At 61.4% G+C, this 18,393-nt stretch carries 16 protein-coding genes; 8 read left to right on the top strand and 8 right to left on the bottom strand.

The window, feature by feature from the left end:
* Positions 1–45: 45 nt before the first annotated feature.
* On the bottom strand, positions 46–606 hold the full coding sequence (locus tag HTT03_RS02375; protein WP_174858282.1) for a hypothetical protein: 561 nt from the start codon (positions 604–606) through the stop codon (positions 46–48).
* Positions 607–667: 61 nt separating this feature from the next.
* On the opposite strand from HTT03_RS02375, the gene trkA reads away from it, so the two are divergent.
* The 4 genes from trkA to hflX all read left to right on the top strand — a co-directional run bounded on the left by trkA (position 668) and on the right by hflX (position 5,263).
* A complete protein-coding gene (gene trkA / locus HTT03_RS02380; RefSeq protein WP_174858283.1) occupies positions 668–2,044 on the top strand; it encodes a Trk system potassium transporter TrkA in 1,377 nt (458 codons plus the stop codon).
* A 15-nt stretch (positions 2,045–2,059) separates the two neighbouring features.
* Positions 2,060–3,598, top strand: coding sequence for a potassium transporter TrkG (locus tag HTT03_RS02385; RefSeq protein ID WP_174858284.1), 1,539 nt, complete (start codon positions 2,060–2,062; stop codon positions 3,596–3,598).
* Positions 3,599–3,728: 130 nt separating this feature from the next.
* Positions 3,729–3,968 (top strand): RNA chaperone Hfq, encoded by a 240-nt coding sequence (hfq, locus tag HTT03_RS02390; RefSeq protein ID WP_007119530.1) that lies wholly within the window; start codon positions 3,729–3,731, stop codon positions 3,966–3,968.
* The gene (hflX, locus tag HTT03_RS02395; protein ID WP_174858285.1) at positions 3,965–5,263 is read left to right on the top strand and encodes a GTPase HflX; all 1,299 of its coding nucleotides are present in this window, start codon (positions 3,965–3,967) and stop codon (positions 5,261–5,263) included. Before hfq ends, hflX begins: the two co-directional genes overlap by 4 nt.
* Positions 5,264–5,266: 3 nt before the next feature.
* On the opposite strand, the gene HTT03_RS02400 is transcribed toward hflX, so the two are convergent.
* Entirely contained in the window at positions 5,267–5,770 is a 504-nt protein-coding gene (locus tag HTT03_RS02400; RefSeq protein WP_246253331.1) for a cell wall hydrolase, read from the bottom strand.
* Between the two features lie 178 nt (positions 5,771–5,948).
* Here HTT03_RS02400 and HTT03_RS02405 point away from each other — a divergent pair, with 178 nt between their 5' ends.
* On the top strand, positions 5,949–6,350 hold the full coding sequence (locus tag HTT03_RS02405) for a DUF2177 family protein (protein WP_174858286.1): 402 nt from the start codon (positions 5,949–5,951) through the stop codon (positions 6,348–6,350).
* A gap of 25 nt (positions 6,351–6,375) precedes the next feature.
* Here the strand turns inward: HTT03_RS02405 and HTT03_RS02410 are convergent, their stop codons facing one another.
* On the bottom strand, positions 6,376–6,942 hold the full coding sequence (locus tag HTT03_RS02410; protein ID WP_174858287.1) for a pseudouridine synthase: 567 nt from the start codon (positions 6,940–6,942) through the stop codon (positions 6,376–6,378).
* A complete protein-coding gene (locus HTT03_RS02415) occupies positions 6,939–9,404 on the bottom strand; it encodes a penicillin acylase family protein (protein ID WP_174858288.1) in 2,466 nt (821 codons plus the stop codon). The genes HTT03_RS02410 and HTT03_RS02415 overlap by 4 nt, the downstream gene beginning before the upstream one ends.
* 96 nt (positions 9,405–9,500) lie before the next feature.
* On the opposite strand from HTT03_RS02415, the gene HTT03_RS02420 reads away from it, so the two are divergent.
* Complete coding sequence (locus tag HTT03_RS02420; RefSeq protein WP_174858289.1) at positions 9,501–10,373, top strand: NAD(P)-dependent oxidoreductase; 873 nt, start codon at positions 9,501–9,503, stop codon at positions 10,371–10,373.
* 141 nt (positions 10,374–10,514) lie between these two features.
* Here the strand turns inward: HTT03_RS02420 and HTT03_RS02425 are convergent, their stop codons facing one another.
* Complete coding sequence (locus tag HTT03_RS02425; protein ID WP_174858290.1) at positions 10,515–11,081, bottom strand: lipid-binding SYLF domain-containing protein; 567 nt, start codon at positions 11,079–11,081, stop codon at positions 10,515–10,517.
* Positions 11,082–11,202: 121 nt separating this feature from the next.
* Positions 11,203–12,207, bottom strand: a complete 1,005-nt coding sequence (gene hemB / locus HTT03_RS02430; RefSeq protein WP_174858291.1) for a porphobilinogen synthase — start codon at positions 12,205–12,207, stop codon at positions 11,203–11,205.
* 119 nt (positions 12,208–12,326) lie between these two features.
* Here hemB and HTT03_RS02435 point away from each other — a divergent pair, with 119 nt between their 5' ends.
* Together HTT03_RS02435 and mfd are read left to right on the top strand one after the other, a co-directional pair.
* Positions 12,327–12,854: a component of SufBCD complex gene (locus HTT03_RS02435; RefSeq protein WP_174858292.1), complete on the top strand. Its 528-nt coding sequence runs from the start codon at positions 12,327–12,329 to the stop codon at positions 12,852–12,854.
* 31 nt (positions 12,855–12,885) lie between these two features.
* Positions 12,886–16,362, top strand: a complete 3,477-nt coding sequence (gene mfd, locus HTT03_RS02440) for a transcription-repair coupling factor (protein WP_174858293.1) — start codon at positions 12,886–12,888, stop codon at positions 16,360–16,362.
* Positions 16,363–16,374: 12 nt separating this feature from the next.
* On the opposite strand, the gene HTT03_RS02445 is transcribed toward mfd, so the two are convergent.
* Positions 16,375–17,607 (bottom strand): multidrug effflux MFS transporter, encoded by a 1,233-nt coding sequence (locus HTT03_RS02445; RefSeq protein ID WP_246253332.1) that lies wholly within the window; start codon positions 17,605–17,607, stop codon positions 16,375–16,377.
* A gap of 117 nt (positions 17,608–17,724) precedes the next feature.
* A complete protein-coding gene (locus HTT03_RS02450; RefSeq protein ID WP_174858958.1) occupies positions 17,725–18,369 on the bottom strand; it encodes a DsbA family oxidoreductase in 645 nt (214 codons plus the stop codon).
* Positions 18,370–18,393 lie beyond the last annotated feature (24 nt).

Below are 18,393 nucleotides of genomic sequence, written 5' to 3' on the forward strand. Positions count from 1 at the left end.
ACAATACCCCCGGGATGCGAGGGGCTGGCCCCTCGCATCCCAACCTCACCCGCGCGTGACGATCTGAAAGGAGCCATCCGAGTTACGGATCACACAGGACTTTGGGTTCAACGCAGGCAGGGTCGTGGTGGCCTGTACCGGGGCTGCGCGGGCGACACTGCCGGGGCAGGCGGGGATCGACACGGGCGCATAGCCTCGGTCGGCCATACATTGCGTCTCAACCCGTTTGCGCAGTTCGGTATTAGGGTCAAAGGTGATCAACTCACCGGGGACATAAAACCCGCCGGTGGTGGTGCAATTGTTATTGGAATCGCAGCTTCGGCGCGGCGGGATATAGCGCGGCGGCGTGCGACGTACCTGCGTTGAGACGGGCACATCGCGCAGCGCTTGTACTTCGCAGGCGGTGGTGGCGCGATTGACCTGCGCCACATTGGCGCCGGGTTTGTAATAGGTGTTCAGCGGCGCGCAGGCGGCCACGCCCAAGCCAAATAGGGCAAGAGCAAAGCGGGTGCGGGCGGGGCGGAGCGAGATCGGTTTCATGGCCACATCATGCGCCTCTCTCGCGGCAATGACAATTGATTTGACCCTTGCCAACCCATCTGTCATGCCATCTAACCGACCTGATATGACCGCGGCTTGAACCAAGGCCAAGGGTAAGGAAGCCTTTATGAAGATCATCATTTGCGGCGCAGGGCAGGTGGGCTGGCAGATCGCCCGGCACCTTAGCGGGGAACGCAACGATGTCACCGTTGTCGACAGCAATGCCGAGTTGATCCGCCGCGCCACCGATACGCTGGATGTGCAGGGCATCGCGGGTTTTGCAAGCTACCCCGATGTGCTCGACCGCGCCGGAGCGCGGGACGCCGAGATGATCATCGCCGCGACCTATTCCGATGAGGTCAATATGGTGACCTGTCAGGTCGCGCATTCGGTGTTCGGCATCAACCGCAAGATCGCCCGTTTGCGCAGCCAGTCCTATCTCGACGCGATTTACTCTGACCTCTACCGCCGCGATCACATGCCCATCGATGTAGTGATTAGCCCTGAAATGGAAGTGGCCACCGCCGCCCTGCAACGCCTCAGCGCGCCCGCGTCTTTTGATACCGAAGTCTTTATGGACGGGCAGGCGCAACTGCTGGGCATCACGATTGACGAAGACTGCCCGGTGGTGAACACGCCGCTGCGGCAGTTGACGGATCTCTTCTCGACCCTGCGTGCCGTGGTCGTGGGCGTGCGCCGCGATGGCACGTTGTTCGCGCCAGAGGCGAAGGATCAGCTGTTCCCCGGTGACGACTGCTATGTCTTTTCGCACCACGAAGATGTCGCCCGCACGATGGAGATTTTCGGCAAGCAGACCACCAAGCAGGAACGTGTCGTGCTGGTCGGCGGCGGCAATGTCGGGCTGACCGTGGCGCAGCATCTTGAAGCCGGGCCGCTGCGCGTGCGCACCAAGATGATCGAGAAGAACCGCAAATGCGCCGAACGCGCAGCCGAAGCGCTGGAGCGGACGATTGTTCTGAACGGTGACGGGCTGGACGCCGCACTGCTGGCCGAGGCCGGGATCAGCCGCGCCGATGCGATGCTGGCCGTGACCGATGATGACAAGACCAATATGCTCGCCTGTGTGCGGGCCAAGGCCGAGGGCTGCGACTATGTGATCGCGCTGATCAATGACCCAACGCTTGTGCCGCTGATGACGCCTCTGGGCATTGACGCCTATATCAACCCGCGCGCCACGACCGTCAGCTCGATCCTGCGTCACATCCGCCATGGCCGGGTGCGGGCGGTCTATTCCATCGGAGATGCCGAAGCCGAGGTGATTGAGGCCGAGGTGCTGTCGACCTCGCCGCTGGCGGGTAAAAAGGTGTCCGAGATCGACTTCCCCGAGGGCGTCTTGATTGGCATGTTGCGCAAAGACGACAAGGTGATCCGCCCGCACGGCAACACTCGGATTGACGAGGGCGATGTCGTGGCGCTCTTCGCGCTGGCCGAGGACGTGCCGCGGGTTGAGCAACTGTTGCAGGTCTCGATCGACTTCTTCTGAACCTGGGGGGCAAGGGTGTCGCAAACGACCACAATTCGCCGCGAGATCACCCAGCTGCCGCTGTTCTTGCAACTGTTTGGCGTGTCGGCCCTGTCGATGATCGTGCCGTCTATTCACGGGCTGGTGATGAACGACCATCTTGCCAGCCGTGCTTTTCTCTATGCCGGGTTGTTGGGGCTTGTGGCCTTTACGCTGATTGCCATTGCCCATGCCGGGCGCAAACCGCTCGACGGGGCGCTTGGGCCGCTTCTGTCGCTGCTGTCGGCCTTTGTCTTTCTGCCGGTGTTCTTTGCCGTGCCGTTTTTGGAAGCACTGCCGACGACGCGGTTCGTGAATGTCTATTTCGAGATGGTGAGCGCGCTAACCACCACCGGGGCCACGGTCTTTGACAATCCCGAACGGCTCAGCGACACGCTGCATTTGTGGCGCGCGCAGGTGGGCTGGATGGGCGGGCTGCTGATGTGGGTCGCGGCCTCCGCTATTCTGGCACCGCTGCATTTGGGTGGGTTCGAGGTGACCGCACAGGCCGAGCCCGGCCGTCCCGATGACCGCGGAGGTGTGCGAGTGGGGCGGATCACCCCGCGCCAACGTCTGCTGCGCACCACCCAGACGCTTTTGCCAATCTATGCCGGGCTGACCCTGCTTTTGTGGCTTTTGCTGGTGATTGGCGGCGAGACCGCGCTGGTGGCGCTTTGTCATGCGATGTCTGTCTTGGCGACCTCGGGCATCTCGCCCATCGGCGGCATTGAAGAGGCGCAGATCAATGTCTCGGGCGAGGCCGTGATGATGCTGTTCATGTTCTTCGCCCTGTCGCGGCTGACCTTTTCCAAAGACACGGTGACAGCAACCCAAGGCGGGCTGATGACCGACCCGGAATTCCGCATCGGCATTCTGGTTGTTGTGGGTGTGCCGCTCCTGCTCTTCGCACGCCATTGGATCGGCGCGTTCGAGGTCGAGGTGGAGGTCGATGGGGTCCGTGCCTTGCATGCGCTTTGGGGGGCGATTTTCACTGTGATGTCCTTTCTGACCACCACGGGTTTCGTCTCAGAGCATTGGATCGAGGCGCAGGGCTGGTCTGGCCTGAGCACGCCGGGGCTGGTGCTGATGGGGCTGGCGCTGATCGGCGGCGGAGTGGCGACAACGGCGGGGGGTGTGAAACTACTGCGGGTCTTTGCGCTTTATCAAAACGGTGTACGCGAGATGGACCGGCTGGTGTATCCGAATTCGGTTAGTGGGGCCGGTACCGCAGGTCGTCGGTTGCAAAGCAACGGCGCCTTTATCGCGTGGATTTTCTTCATGCTCTTTGCCATGTCGCTGGCCGGGGTGACACTGCTGCTGACGCTCACCGGCACGCCTTTCGATGCGGCGGTGGTCATGTCGGTCGCGACTCTCTCGACCACCGGGCCGCTGATTGAACATGCTGCCGACACACCGATCCGGCTCATTGAATTGGGCATTGCGGCCAAGGCGATCCTCTGCGGTGCAATGGTGCTGGGGAGGCTCGAAACCTTGGCGATTATTGCGCTGCTCAGCCCAAATTTGTGGCGCGCCTGACACGGTCGGCCCTTTGTCTGGGTTAGCGCACTGATATTTAGTCTGGAAACTCGCGCCCTCCCGCTCCATACTCAGGCCTAATGGGGGGGTCCGGTACGCGGACGCCAGCAAGAACAAAGGCGAGACTACGATGGCGTCAGACAGACAGAACCTACAGGATGCGTTCCTTAATCACGTGCGCAAGACGAAAGTCCCGGTAACGATCTTTTTGATCAACGGGGTCAAGCTGCAAGGTGTGATTACTTGGTTCGACAACTTCTGCGTTCTGCTGCGCCGCGATGGTCAAAGCCAGCTTGTGTATAAGCACGCGATCTCGACGATTATGCCAAGCCAGCCGATCAGCCTTTATGAGGGCGAAGACGCTTCTTGAGCCGTCCAACTTTCCAGATCGACAACAGTGACGGGCCCCGCGTAACACGCGCTTGGGTGCTGCATCCTGATATCAAATCCGACAACGACCGGCGCGCGCCTGAGCCCGCGCTGGCCGAAGCCGTGGCCTTGGCCGAGGCGCTGCCGGAGTTGGAGGTCATAGGCGCCGAAGTCGTGCCGCTGCGCGCGGTTCAGGCCGGGATGCTCTTTGGCAAGGGCAAGATCGAAGAGCTGGACCAGCGGATGAAGGACGCCGAGGTCGAACTGGTTTTGGTCGACGGTCCGGTAACACCTGTTCAACAGCGCAACTTGGAGAAGGCGTGGGGCGTCAAACTGCTCGACCGTACCGGGCTGATTCTCGAGATCTTCAGCGACCGTGCCGCGACCCGCGAAGGTGTCTTGCAGGTTGAAATGGCTGCGCTGAACTACCAGCGCACGCGGCTGGTGCGGGCCTGGACCCACCTTGAACGGCAGCGGGGCGGTTTGGGCTTTGTCGGCGGTCCGGGGGAGACCCAGATCGAGGCCGACCGCCGTGCCATCGACGACCAACTGGTGCGCCTGCGCCGCCAGTTGGAAAAAGTCGTGAAAACCCGCGCCCTGCACCGCGCTGCGCGGGCCAAGGTGCCGTATCCGATCGTCGCGCTTGTGGGCTATACCAACGCCGGGAAATCCACGCTTTTCAACCGCTTGACCGGGGCTGAGGTCATGGCCAAAGACATGCTCTTTGCCACGCTGGACCCCACCATGCGCAGCCTCGTGTTGCCCGACGGGCCGGAGATTATCCTCAGCGACACGGTTGGGTTTATCTCTGACCTGCCGACGGAACTGGTCGCCGCTTTCCGCGCCACGCTCGAAGAGGTGCTTGCCGCTGACATCATCTGCCACGTGCGCGATGTCTCCCACGCCGAGACCGAAGAGCAGGCCCAGAATGTCCGCGATATTCTCGCCTCACTCGGCGTGCCAAAAGAGACCCGTAGTTTCGAGGTTTGGAACAAACTCGATCTGCTGCCCGAAGACCGCGCCGAGGCCATGCGCGCCCGCGCGGCGCGCAATGACGATGTGCTGGCGATCTCGGCCATCACCGGTGAGGGGCTGGACAGGCTGCAAGAAGTCATCGCCGAAGCGTTACAAGGTGCCGTACGCGAGGCGGTGCTGACGCTGGAATTTTCGGACGGCAAAAAGCGCGCTTGGTTGTTTGACCAAGACGTTGTTGAGAGCGAGCGTCAGACAGACGACGGATTTGAGATCACCGTCCGTTGGTCCGCGCGACAGGAAGCCGATTTTCAACAGCTTTAAGCGTTATTCTTCGGGGAAGGGCCGTCGGTTGGTAACCTGCTCGGGCCGACGCTTTTCGTAAAAAGCGTTGCCGCCGGCTGTGACGACATAATGCATGTTGTTGTAATTCGCCCGGTACCACGCTGCGTGAAAGAACTTGGCCTTTGACACTTTGGGATGCCGTTGGCCGCTCAGCACTTCTTGTGCGATTTGCCGCGCAAGGTTGGCGCCTTTGTTCATCGGTTTGGTCATCACGCCCGGTGCAAATTGTTTAGGCTGGCTTACCACGCCGCAGACGGTATTGGGGAAACGGTCCGATTCAACACGGTTCATCACCACACTGCCCACGGCGAGCATTCCATTGGAGCTGGAACGGTTGGATTCGAAATACATCGCCCGCGCCATACATTCGACATCTGCCGCCGCAGGACGTGGTTGCGGTGCCTCGCGTGATCCGCCGCAGGCGGTCAGAACGGTGAGACTGATCAGGGCGAGGGTGATTTTCGAATGCTGTGTCGTGCTGCGCAAAGTCCGGACCTCCTGAAACCCCGTCTATGTGCTTTTGATTGCGGGTGGGAATCCAGCAGAAAATGACGGCGGGGGCGAAAACTGGCTCCATTTCGCCACATCGCACGGCTTTGGCTCAACTAAATCTCGAAATCCTTCGCCTGCGCTTCATATCAACCTCAAACAAACCGGAGCCGCCATGACCCTCGTGATCCTCTACTTCGCTACTTTGATCCTGTTCCTTGGTCTCGACTACCTTGGGCTGAGCTATGTCATCAAACCTGTCTTTCAGCGTGACATTGGAAACTGGCTGCTGGATGACTTTCGCATCGTCCCTGCCGGGGTGTTCTACGCCTTCTACGTGGGTGTGCTGCTCTACTTCGTCGCATGGCCTGCGCTGGTGCAGGACCATTCGCTGCGCTGGGTCTTTGGCAACGGTGTGTTGATCGGGGCGATGGCTTACGGCACCTATGAGTTCACCAATCTCGCTACGTTGAAGGATTGGACATGGGCGATGGTGGCACGCGATTTCACGTGGGGGTCGCTGCTGACGGGCACGTCGGCAACGCTCGGCGTGGCACTGACGCGGGCGCTTACCTAGGCGTGGCGCTCACGCGGGCACTAACTTAACGGCCAGTTTCAGTTGACCAGCGCCACATGCCGGGGCGCAGCCCTGCCAGTTCCCAATCGCCGACGCTTTCGCGGATCAGCCGGAGCGTGGGTAGCCCCACATGCGCCGTCATGCGCCGCACCTGACGGTTGCGCCCCTCGCGGATGGTGATGCGCAGCCAAGCGTCTGGCACCGTCTTGCGAAAACGCACCGGTGGGTCACGGGGCCAAAGGGTTTCCGGCGCGTCGATTTGTGCGACCTCGGCGGGTTTGGTCATGCCGTCCTTCAATGCCACACCTTTCCGCAACGCCTCCAAGGCGGCCTCATCGGGCGTGCCTTCGACCTGCACGAGATAGGTTTTGGGCCGTTTGTACTTAGGATGCGCGATGCGGGCCTGTAGCGGGCCGTGGTCGGTCAATACCAGCAGCCCCTCGCTGTCGCGGTCCAACCGTCCTGCCGGATAGAAGCCCTTTTCGTCGATATAGGCCGAAAGGGTCGGGCGGCTGCTGCCTTCGGTGCCTTTGTCGGTGAACTGAGACAGCACGCCGTAGGGTTTGTTCAGCAAGATCACACGGGCGGTCATGGGGCAGGCTCCAAACGGGTGACGCCCACAGCAGCTGCGCGGGCGAGGTCTTCGTCCAGCGACATCGGGATATATTCTCCGCGCCGCCAGAGCTGGGCCATGTCGTCATAGTGCCGGGAGAGGAAGTGGCCTGACTGCCCGGTGGAGGTGACAAAGACCGAACTATCCGGATCAGCGAAATCATAGACCCCGCGATAGCCCGCGCCATGAACGTTAAAGAACGGGTCTTTCCCAGTGCCACGCGTCAGGCCACGTTGCAGCGTATTGTCCCCGCCTGAGGTCGATTGCCGGATGTTCACGAAATAGCGCAGCAGCGGGACTTCGCCCAAGACGGGATGGTCATGGGTGGCCTGATGCGCGTCCCCCCAGCGGAGGGATTCAAGCTGCGTTCCCCATGTCTCATTGATCCACAACAGCGCGTCATCCAGCGCGGCGCGGGCCATGTCGTGACAGGTCTCAACAGGAGCGGATTGGCGCACGTCGCACCATTTCGACGCACCACCGACATCGCGGAAGGCGCGTTCGATAAAGAGCGGTTGGACATGGGTGAACTCTTCGGCCAAGGGGCCAAGCTCGTCACGGATCAGACGGTCTTGGAGCGCGCGGACCCATGCAGCATAGATCAGCGGCTCAGGCAGATGTTCGTTCATCTCGCCCGACCAGCCCGCCAGCAGATCCAGCGCGCGTTGGCGCTGGCGTTCGGGCGTGCCATCTGGGGCAGCCTCGCCCGTGTACCACAGTTCCGCGCCGATCAAGGGCAAGAGCGAACGGGCGGTGGGGCTGACGGTATCCAGTTGCGCTTCGATGAAACTGTCGCGGGTGTGGACCTCGCGGTTCTGCATCAGCCGCTGCCAGCGTTTCACTCGCTGCGTGTCACCCCAGACAAAGGAGACGTGGTTCGGAAAGGGGCGGTCGACGGTCTTGTTGTTGGTATTGCCAAGGATGCCGCCAGCGGGGGCGATAAACTCAGGATTGGCGGTGTAGGGCAGCATCCCGTCCCAACGGTTTGCGGCGATCCAGCCGGGGCTGGGCATACGGCCTTGGCTCTGGTGCTGTGCGTCGCGGCGCGGCAAGGCGCCGATGGTTTTCATGGCGATGGTATCGCGGTCCACCAGTGTGAGGTTCTGTGCAGGCGCAACATAATCCGTGGCGGCGTTGATCGCCTGCTGCACGGATTTCGCCCGCATCACCTTCATCGCAGCGGCAAGCGAGGTATCATCGTCGCGCAGCACGGTCGCGGCGATTGAGGCCACGTGGCCCGCGGGTGTGATTTCGCCCAGATTGTAGTGGCTGCCGGGCATGACCGGGCCATTGTCGGTCCAGCGCAGGGTGACGGTGATGGGATCGGCATCTTTGATATTGATGATTGAGGCGCGTTTGCGGAACTTTTTGAACCCGTCGGGGGTGCGGTATTCTTCGCTGTTATCGGGGTTCAACTCTTCGATATAGACGTCTTGGTCATCGACATAGGCGGTGGTCAACCCCCAGCCGAGGTCGGCGCTGCGCCCTGTCAATACCACTGGCATGCCGGGGATCGTGCCACCGATCACGCCGCCGGTCTCAAGCTCCAGCCGCGCGAGATACCAGATCGCCGGGGCGCTGAAACCAAGGTGGGGGTCATTGGCGAGAAGGGTGCCGCCCGCCGCCGAACGGGAGGGGGCGGCGGCCCATGCGTTCGATGCGCCTGCGAAGGCCTGTGGCTTGAAGGGGGAGAGCGGGTGGTGCGCTGTGGGCGCTGCCGCTGCAAAGCGCGTGGCTTCGGGGAAAAGGGCGGCATATTCCGGCAGTGCGGCGACGCCGGAACCCGGGACATCGGGAAGGATATCCTTAACCCTTTCCTCATCCGTCAGCGTCAGGGACACCCGCGCGCGCAGCACTTCGGCCTCCAGATGTCCGCTCATTTGCAGCCCCATCAACTTGGTGATCGCCAGCGAATCCGCCGGGCGCCAGGGCGCCATGGGGGCGTTGAAAAGCCACATCTCTGGCGCGCCGCGGCCAAGCGCTTCGGTGTTGATCTGGTCCAGCCGCGCGTTGATCCCGGCAGCATAGGCTTCCAGCGCGGCGTTGGTCTCGGGGTCTAAGTGTTCGGCGGACCGCGTTGCCAGTCGGTAAATGTCATAGCGCCGCATCAGCTTGTCGGTGGCCACTGTCGCGGTGCCAAAGACTTCGGACAGCCGCCCCTGCGCGGTGCGGCGCAGCGTGATGAGTTGCCAAAGCCGGTCTTGCGCATGGGCAAAGCCGAGGCCAAAGAAGACGTCAGCATCCGTCGCGCCAAAGATATGCGGCACATTGGCATTGTCGCGCACCACCTCCACAGGCGCAGTGACGCCGTGGACCTTCACTGTATCGTTGTAATCGGGCAGGGATCGCGCGGCGAACCAATAGACCAGCAGCAGGATCACCACGCTCAGCGTGACCAGAAACACCGCCAAACGGACAAGCCAGCGAAACATCAGTGCCATCGAAAGATCCTCGACTGGCGCGCAGATTGACCGGGGCGCGCAGGGTGGTAGGTGTAGTCACAGGCAATAACGCAACTGAATGACAAGGAAAAGCACATGGCAAAGCTCGTGTTTTTGGGATTGGGCGTCATGGGCGCCCCGATGGCGGGGCACCTGCAAAAGGCGGGCCACGAGGTGACTGTCTACAACCGCACCGAAAGCAAGGCGCAGGACTGGGTCAACACTTATGGCGGTGCCATGGCGAAAACCCCTCGCGACGCGGCAAAGGATGCCGATATCGTCATGGCCTGTGTGGGCAATGACGACGATCTGCGCTCAGTTTGTCTGGGGGAAGATGGTGCATTTGGGGCCATGCGGGCGGGGGCGATCTTTGTCGATCACACCACCGTTTCTGCCGCTGTCACGCGCGAGCTTTATGGGGCGGCGAAGGACGCCGAGGTAAGCTTCATCGACGCGCCGATCTCGGGCGGGCAGGCCGGGGCGGAAAATGGCCAACTGTCGATCATGTGCGGGGGTGATGCTGACGCTTTTGACCAAGCGCTGCCAGTGATGGAAGTCTACGCGAAAATTTGCCGCCGTATTGGTGAAAGCGGTGCGGGGCAAATGACCAAGATGTGCAATCAGATTGCCATAGCCGGGCTGGTGCAAGGTCTGTCCGAGGCGCTGCATTTCGCTGAGAAGGCGGGTCTTGATGGCCGCGCGGTTGTGGAGGTCATCAGTCAGGGCGCGGCAGGCTCTTGGCAGATGGAAAACCGCTACGAGACGATGTTGGACGATGAGTTTGACCACGGGTTTGCGGTGGATTGGATGCGCAAGGATCTGGGCATCTGTCTGGATGCGGCGGATGAGACCGGGGCAAGCCTGCCGGTGACCGCGCTGGTCGATCAGTTCTATAAAGATGTGCAGAAGCTTGGGGGCGGACGTTGGGATACGTCGAGCCTGATCAAGCGGCTCAGGGCGATTGGGTAACTGCGAAAGGTAGTGCCGACAGGTAGGGTGGCGCTGAAAACGCCGCCCCAGGAAGGCGTGTCACGCCGAAGGCATGCGATCGGCGTGACGCCGCCCGGCCAAAGGCCGGGCGGCACTTCTAATAGGCCGTTGAGGTAAATTTTACGGAATGATCCGTGAGTACTTCGTGCCTTCCAGCGTCGCGCCAATGCGCAGACCGGCGCGGCCAAATACTGCGGCCAGCACCGGCGCCATGACGGTTGTGGTATCCGCCGAAACACTGTCACCTCTGTCAGAGATCACATATTCGAGCCCCGCACCTGCGGCCCAACCCGGCGAGCGGCGGAACTCGCGCAGCGCGGGCTCGGTCATGAAGAACAGCACATGCGCATATTGCTGTGCGCCGATCTGCAAGCCGCCCGAGGCTTTGGTGACTGAGTAGTAATCTACCGTCACGTCATTCACCCGCAGCGCACCGCGCCCGTAAGCGCCGCCAAAGCCAAGACCCGCTTCGGTCACCAGCGGCATAACCAACATGCCATTAGCCTTTTCGGCCAGTTGCCGGGTGTTGGGATAGCTGCGGTACATTTCGGCCAAGGTCGCATCGACCCGCGCGTCGATCATGGCGCTGCCACGCCCGCCAACACCATTGCCGCAAGCCGCTGTCACACCAAGCGCGGAGAGCGCGCCAAGGGTCACGATACGACGTGTATATGTCTGATTGCTCATGTTTCTGCCTGTAATTTGATTGATGCCTGCTGCCGGTTTGCCCGGCTTGTAGCGCAGATTACGCAAAATCAAGCGCTTTGTCATGCCGAATGGGCCTGTTGCGCTGATTTACGCCCCTGTCTTACGCGGTTTGGCGCAAAATGCGTGCGACATCGGGGGCGAAATAGGTCAAAACCCCGTCACAACCGGCGCGTTTGAAAGCCATGAGGCTTTCCAATACCACCCGGTCGCCATCCACCCAGCCTTGATCGGCAGCGCCACGGATCATGCTGTATTCGCCCGACACCTGATAGGCAAAGGTCGGCGTGCCGAAGCTGTCTTTCACGCGGCGACAAATATCGAGGTAGGGCATACCAGGTTTGACCATCACCATATCTGCGCCCTCAGCCAGATCTCGGGCGACGAGGCGTAGGGCTTCGTCACTGTTAGCCGGGTCCATTTGATAGGTCTTTTTGTCCCCCGTCAGCGCGGCAGAGGCACCGACCGCATCGCGGAACGGGCCGTAAAAGGCGCTGGCGTATTTGGCGGCGTAGCTCAGGATCATCACATCCTGATGCCCGGCTTGCTCAAGCGCTGATCGGATCGCGCCGATGCGCCCGTCCATCATGTCAGAGGGGCCGATGATATCCGCGCCTGCTTCGGCCTGCGCCAATGCCATTTTGACCAGCGCCTCAACCGTGCGGTCATTCACGATGATGCCGTCTTCGACAAAGCCGTCATGGCCGTTAATGTTATAGGTGTCTAGCGCCACATCGGTCATCACCACCATATCGGGCAATGCCTCTTTGATCGCAGCAATCGCGCGGTTGGCGGCGTTCTGCGGGTCCCAAGCGCCCGCGCAATCCTCGGTCCGGTCCTCGGGGCCGGTATAGGGAAAGACGCAGACCGCTGTGATCCCTAGGTCCGCCGCTTCGCGCACTGCCTCGACCAGCTTGTCGACCGAGCGGCGCATGACACCGGGCATGGAGGGGACAGGCTCTTCGACGCCTTCGCCTTCGCGAACGAAAACCGGCCAAATCAGATCGCCCAAGGACAACTCATTCTCGCGCACCAGCGCACGGATACCGGCATTGGCACGGGTGCGGCGCAGGCGTGTGGCGGGGAAGGGGGCGTTGATCGGTTGCATCAAAAATACCTCAGAATGGCTTGCCAAGGGCTTGCCATTTATTTTCCAACGCCTCAACCCTATGAATTGACATGCTGGCCCGGTAAGAGGGCCGGGGACAGACAGCGAACGAGCAGGCCTTGGACTGGTATCAGACCCTCTTTGAAATGATCGACATGCGGTCCTTCTCGAACCTTTGGTTCTGGATCATGCTCGCGGTAATGTGGTCCACGGCCAGCCATTGGGTGCTGGGGGTGCCCTTTGACATGGTGCTGCGGGCGCGGCGCTATGGCGGAGAGGCCGAGGCCGATCTTGAAGATATCGTGCGCATCAATGTGAACCGGCTGCTCTATATCGCGCAGGTTTCTGGCCTGTGGCTCTTGGGGCTGGGGTTCTTTGCGCTGACGACCTTGGTGCTGCTGGGTTTTGTCTATGATGTCGAGTTTGCTCAGGCGGTGCTGCTCTTGGGGTTCCCCATGTCCATCGTTGGTTTGCTCAGCCTGTCGACAGCCCGTTTGATCCGGGTCGAAGGCTCCACCGGCGAAGTCTTGCGGCGGCGGTTGATGCGGCACCGGCTTTATACCCAGATGATCGGCATGGTCTCGATTTTCGTCACGGCTCTCTGGGGAATGTATCAAAATCTTGCTGTCGGTCCGCTGTCGGGTTGACAGGCGTCCCGGCAGGGCCAATTAGGTTCCGATGAACGATCCGCGCAATATCACCCTCTCCGGCGTTCCTGAAGGCTTTGATGCCCGCGCCATCCTGAATGAAGTGGCCAAGGGCGGCCAGCCGGTGGCCCATGTGGCACGCGATGACAAGCGCATGGCCGCGATGCAGGCGGCGCTGCGGTTCTTTGCCCCTGACATGCCGGTGGTTACTTTTCCAAGCTGGGACTGTTTGCCCTATGATCGGGTCTCGCCCAATGCTGACATTTCCGCGCAGCGTATGGCAACGCTCGCGGCCCTTGTGCATGGGATGCCCGAAAAATTCGTCCTGCTGACCACGCTTAACGCCGCGACCCAGCGTATCCCCGCCCGCGCCACCCTGCGCGACGCGGCTTTCTCTGCGCGTGTTGGCAGCCGGATCGATGAGGCCGCGCTGCGCGATTTCCTCGTGCGGATGGGTTTTGTGCAAAGTCCGACGGTGATGGAGCCGGGCGACTATGCGGTGCGCGGAGGGATAATTGACATCTACCCGCCGGGCGAACTTGGCCCGGTGCGGCTGGATCTCTTTGGTGATGTGCTCGACGGTGCGCGGCGGTTTGATCCGGCGACACAGCGCACCACCGAAAAGCTTGATCTGGTCGAACTCGCCCCGGTCAGCGAAGTCATTCTGGACGAGGCCGCGATCACCCGCTTCCGCCAGAACTACCGCATTGAGTTTGGCGCGGCGGGCACCGACGATCCGCTCTATGAAGCGATCAGCGCAGGCCGCAAGCATCAGGGGGCGGAGCATTGGCTGTCCTTCTTCCAAGACGATCTGGAAACCCTGTTTGACTACCTGCCCGATGCCACCGTCACACTGGACGACCAACTGACCCCCATGCGCCTTGCGCGGTGGGACACGATTGCCGACCAATATGAGACCCGACAACTGGCGATGAAGACCCGTTCCAAGATGGACAGCGTCTATAAACCCGCGCCGCCTGAGGGGCTCTATCTGACGGACGACGCATGGCAAGAGGCGTTGCTGGGGCGGCGCGTGATCCAGTTCAACCCGCTGCCACAGCCGACCGGGCCGGGGGTGCTGGACGCTGGTGCGCGGATCGGACGCAACTTCGCGCCGGAGCGACAGCAGGAATCTGTGAGCCTATTCGGGGTCTTGGCCGCGCATATTAAAGCGAAACTCGAAGTCGGACCGGTGCTGATTGCCAGCTACTCCGAAGGTGCACGGGAACGTCTGACAGGGTTGATCGAAGACGAAGGTCTGGCCGAAGCCATCCCGGTAACGGACGGCACACGCATCGGCAAACGCGGGCTGCATCTGGCCGTTTGGGCGCTTGAGCATGGGTTTGAAGCGCCCGATATGACGGTGATCTCCGAGCAAGATGTGCTGGGCGACCGCCTGATCCGCGCGCCCAAACGCAAACGCCGCGCCGAGAACTTCCTGACCGAAGCGCAGAGCCTTAGCCCCGGTGATTTGGTTGTGCATGTCGACCATGGCATCGGGCGCTATCACGGCATGGAAGTGGTCACGGCGGCGGGGGCGGCGCATGAATGTCTGGTGTTGGAATATGCTGAGCAGTCAAAGCTTTACCTGCCGGTAGAGAATATCGAACTGCTGTCGCGCTACGGCCATGAAGAAGGTCTGCTGGACAAGCTCGGCGGTGGCGCGTGGCAGTCGAAAAAGGCCAAACTCAAAGAGCGCATCCGCGAGATGGCGGATAAGCTCATCCGCATCGCGGCAGAGCGGGCGCTGCGCAAAGCCCCGGTGCTCGACCCGCCAGAAGGCATGTGGGACGCCTTTTCGGCCCGCTTCCCCTATACCGAAACCGACGACCAGCTGCGGGCCATTGGCGACGTGATCGACGACCTGACGAGCGGCAACCCGATGGACCGTCTGGTTTGTGGCGATGTGGGCTTTGGCAAGACCGAGGTCGCCATGCGGGCCGCCTTTGTTGCGGCCATGTCCGGGGTTCAGGTCGCGGTCATCGCGCCGACGACGCTGCTGGCGCGGCAGCATTACAAAAGCTTCGCCGAACGCTTCCGTGGCTTCCCGGTTGAGGTGCGCCAACTGAGCCGTTTCGTCTCAGCCAAAGAGGCGGCGGCGACGCGGGACGGGATGGCGAAAGGCACAGTTGATATCGTCATCGGCACCCATGCGCTGCTAGCCAAGGGCATCCGGTTCAAAGATCTCGGCCTGCTGGTCATTGATGAAGAACAGCATTTTGGCGTGGGGCACAAAGAACGTCTCAAGGCGCTGCGCACAGATATTCACGTGCTGACCCTGACCGCCACGCCGATCCCGCGCACCTTGCAACTGTCGCTGACCGGGGTCCGCGATCTGTCGGTCATCGGCACGCCGCCCGTCGACCGTCTGTCGATCCGCACCTATGTGAGCGAGTTCGACGCGGTGACGATCCGCGAGGCGCTGCTGCGCGAACATTACCGGGGCGGGCAAAGTTTCTACGTCGTGCCGCGTCTGAGCGATCTGCGCGAGATCGAAGACTTCTTGCAGGCGCAGCTGCCGGAGCTGACCTATGTGGTCGCCCATGGGCAGATGGCGCCGGGTGAGTTGGATGACCGGATGAACGCTTTTTACGACGGCAAATTCGACATTCTTCTGGCGACCACGATTGTGGAATCTGGACTCGATATCCCCACGGCCAATACGATGGTCGTGCACCGGGCGGATATGTTTGGTCTGGCGCAGCTTTACCAAATCCGGGGCCGCGTGGGCCGTTCCAAGACACGGGCCTATGCCTATCTCACGACCAAGCCGCGGGCGAAACTGACCGACACCGCGCAGAAACGCCTGCGCGTTTTGGGCAGCCTCGACACGCTCGGCGCGGGCTTTACGCTGGCGTCCCAAGACCTCGACATTCGCGGTGCGGGCAACCTGCTTGGCGAAGAGCAATCCGGCCAGATGCGCGATGTGGGGTTTGAGCTTTACCAGTCCATGCTGGAGGAGGCGATTGCCAAAATCCGGGCGGGCGAGATGGAGGGCCTTAGCGAGGCTGATGAGCAATGGGCGCCGCAGATCAACCTCGGCGTGCCAGTGTTAATCCCCGAAGATTATGTGCCTGATCTGGATGTGCGGCTTGGCCTTTACCGCCGCCTCAGCGAGTTGTCGACTAAGGTGGAATTGGAAGGTTTTGCTGCGGAGTTGATCGACCGCTTTGGCAAGCTGCCGAAAGAGGTCAACACGTTGATGCTGGTGGTGCGGATCAAGGCGATGTGCAAACGCGCCGGGATCGCCAAGCTCGACGGCGGGCCAAAGGGCGCGACGATCCAGTTCCACAACGACAAATTCGCCTCGCCCGAAGGGCTGGTGCAGTTCATCCAGGACCAGCGCGGCTTGGCCAAGGTCAAGGACAACAAGATCGTCGTGCGCCGTGATTGGAAGTCGGACGCGGATAAGATCAAAGGCGCCTTTGCCATTGCCCGCGATCTGGCGGAACATGTGGTCGCTAAGCGAAAGAAGGCGAAGAAAGCCAAGGCCAAGGCGAAAGAGTAGAGCGCGCGGCGGTTATTCCGCCGCCGCGGCCAGCCGATTTTCGACCCGACCCATGTAGAGCATCAGCGCATAGCCCGCCGCCGCCATAACAAGCATCGCCAGCGCCAGCGGTTTGGTGGTGCCGTCAAACATCAGCCCAACTGGGGAGGCAATCAGCGCCGCCAACACCGTTGATATCGCCCCTACCACAGAAGCCGCCATGCCCGCGATATGGCCCATTGGCTCCATCGCGATAGCATTGAGATTGCCCAGCGTCAGGCCCGCTTGGAAGAACAGACAGGTCTGGAAGAACACGAAAGCGGCAAAGCCGTAGGGGTCGGGCAGCGCGCCAAGGTTGAACAGATACATCGCCCCCGACAGGAAAATCTGCGCACCAAGCGCGATGGTCACCAACCGCCGCATGCCGTAGCGCACAACGAGCAGGGCGTTGATCAGGCTGGCACTGGCCGCCACCACCGCGATACCGCCAAACCACAGCGGAAAGCTGTCGCCCCGGCCATAAACGCTGTCGTAAATCGGCTGAACCAGCATCAGCATGGAAAACAGCATTGCCATCGCCAGCGACTGTACGATGATCGACAGGCGCACCGAAGGGTGCATCAGCAGTTCGCGCACCGCGCCCATGATCAGCCGCGCCCGCAGCGGGCGGCGGTTTTCTCGTGGATGTGTTTCAGGCAGGCGCAGGCCCATCCAGATGACAGTGAGGAGCGAAAACACGATGAACGCTACAAAGATCGCCCGCCAACCCGCAGCGAGGATGATGCCTGCGCCCAACATCGGCGCGAGAGCAGGCACCAGCGCAAAGACCATCATCACGATAGACATAATCCGCGCCATTTCCCGCCCTGCGTAAAGATCGCGGATAATCGCCACGGCGACCACGCGCGGGCCAGAAGCCCCGAGCCCCTGAAACAGCCGCGCCACGAGCATCAGTTCAAGCGAGTTGCTCATCCAAGCCACAAAAGCCGAGAGCGCATAGAGCGCGGCCCCGCCAAAGACGACGTTGCGCCGCCCGTAGGCGTCGGACAGCGGTCCGCTAAAGAACGTCCCCAAGCCCATGCCGAGCACAAAGGCCGTGAGGATCAGCGGCGCGCGGTGGGCCAGTTCCGGTGACAGTTCAGCCGCGATCTCGGGCAGGGCGGGCAGCATCGCGTCGATCGAAAAGGCGATCGTCGCGAACATCATCGCGATGAGGCCGATAAACTCGATCCGGCCCATCTTGAATTCTGGGGTCTGGGTGGTCATGCCGCGCTCCGACAGTGCTCCGTGGCGGCAAAACCGCAGGGGCAGGCTTCAGGAATTCCTCATGGTTGCCCTCTCGATAATCGAGAGCGCTTAACTTGGCAAGGATCGCAGCGCTGTTTAGCTCTTTTGGGCCGCCAGATCGGCTATAACCTGCGCCCATAGCTCTGGCGGCTGCGCACCGGGAACCGCATGGGCGTTGGCAATGATGAAGGTCGGCACAGAGTTCACGCCCATCTTGCGGCTGTGGGCATCACGGTCGCGGATGTCTTGGGTGTCGACGTCTGACTTCAGCAAGCGAGACACCACGGCGGCGTCCATCTCGATGCTGTCAGCGATGTCGGCCAGCACTTCGCTATCGCCAATGTCGCGGGCGTCGACGAAATAGGCTTTGAACAGGGCAGAGACGGCGGCGGTCTGGCGGCCTTCGATCCCGGCCCAATGGATCAAGCGATGGGCGTCCAGCGTGTTGGGCGTGCGCTGCATGGCCTCGAAATTAATCGTGAGCCCTGCTTTTTCGGCATGTTCCACCACGGGGGCATAGGCTTTCACCGCGCCCTCCTTGCCACCGAACTTTGCTTCCAGATAGGCACGCCGGTCCATGCCTTCGCGTGGCATTTCGGGGTTTAGCTGGAACGGATGCCATTCAATCACGAAAGGATGGTCTGGGTGATCTTGCAACGCGCGATCAAGATGCGCCTTGCCAATATAGCACCAAGGACAGATCGGGTCTGACATGATATCGAGTTTGATCGCTTCGGCCATGCTGCGTCCCATCTGTTGCTGCGG

Origin of the sequence: Sulfitobacter maritimus (assembly GCF_013346665.1) — a bacterium.
In the GTDB taxonomy this organism is placed as follows: Bacteria; Pseudomonadota; Alphaproteobacteria; order Rhodobacterales; family Rhodobacteraceae; genus Sulfitobacter; species Sulfitobacter maritimus.

What these genes read in the sequence shown, in the direction of transcription:
- HTT03_RS02415 (WP_174858288.1), bottom strand. Translation starts at nt 9,404, where the DNA reads ATGGCACTGATGTTTCGCTGGCTTGTCCGTTTGGCGGTGTTTCTGGTC.
- HTT03_RS02445 (WP_246253332.1), bottom strand. Translation starts at nt 17,607, where the DNA reads ATGACCACCCAGACCCCAGAATTCAAGATGGGCCGGATCGAGTTTATC.
- HTT03_RS02450 (WP_174858958.1), bottom strand. Translation starts at nt 18,369, where the DNA reads ATGGCCGAAGCGATCAAACTCGATATCATGTCAGACCCGATCTGTCCT.
- mfd (WP_174858293.1), top strand. Translation starts at nt 12,886, where the DNA reads ATGAACGATCCGCGCAATATCACCCTCTCCGGCGTTCCTGAAGGCTTT.
- HTT03_RS02405 (WP_174858286.1), top strand. Translation starts at nt 5,949, where the DNA reads ATGACCCTCGTGATCCTCTACTTCGCTACTTTGATCCTGTTCCTTGGT.
- hemB (WP_174858291.1), bottom strand. Translation starts at nt 12,207, where the DNA reads ATGCAACCGATCAACGCCCCCTTCCCCGCCACACGCCTGCGCCGCACC.
- HTT03_RS02375 (WP_174858282.1), bottom strand. Translation starts at nt 606, where the DNA reads ATGACAGATGGGTTGGCAAGGGTCAAATCAATTGTCATTGCCGCGAGA.
- hfq (WP_007119530.1), top strand. Translation starts at nt 3,729, where the DNA reads ATGGCGTCAGACAGACAGAACCTACAGGATGCGTTCCTTAATCACGTG.
- HTT03_RS02410 (WP_174858287.1), bottom strand. Translation starts at nt 6,942, where the DNA reads ATGACCGCCCGTGTGATCTTGCTGAACAAACCCTACGGCGTGCTGTCT.
- trkA (WP_174858283.1), top strand. Translation starts at nt 668, where the DNA reads ATGAAGATCATCATTTGCGGCGCAGGGCAGGTGGGCTGGCAGATCGCC.
- HTT03_RS02420 (WP_174858289.1), top strand. Translation starts at nt 9,501, where the DNA reads ATGGCAAAGCTCGTGTTTTTGGGATTGGGCGTCATGGGCGCCCCGATG.
- HTT03_RS02425 (WP_174858290.1), bottom strand. Translation starts at nt 11,081, where the DNA reads ATGAGCAATCAGACATATACACGTCGTATCGTGACCCTTGGCGCGCTC.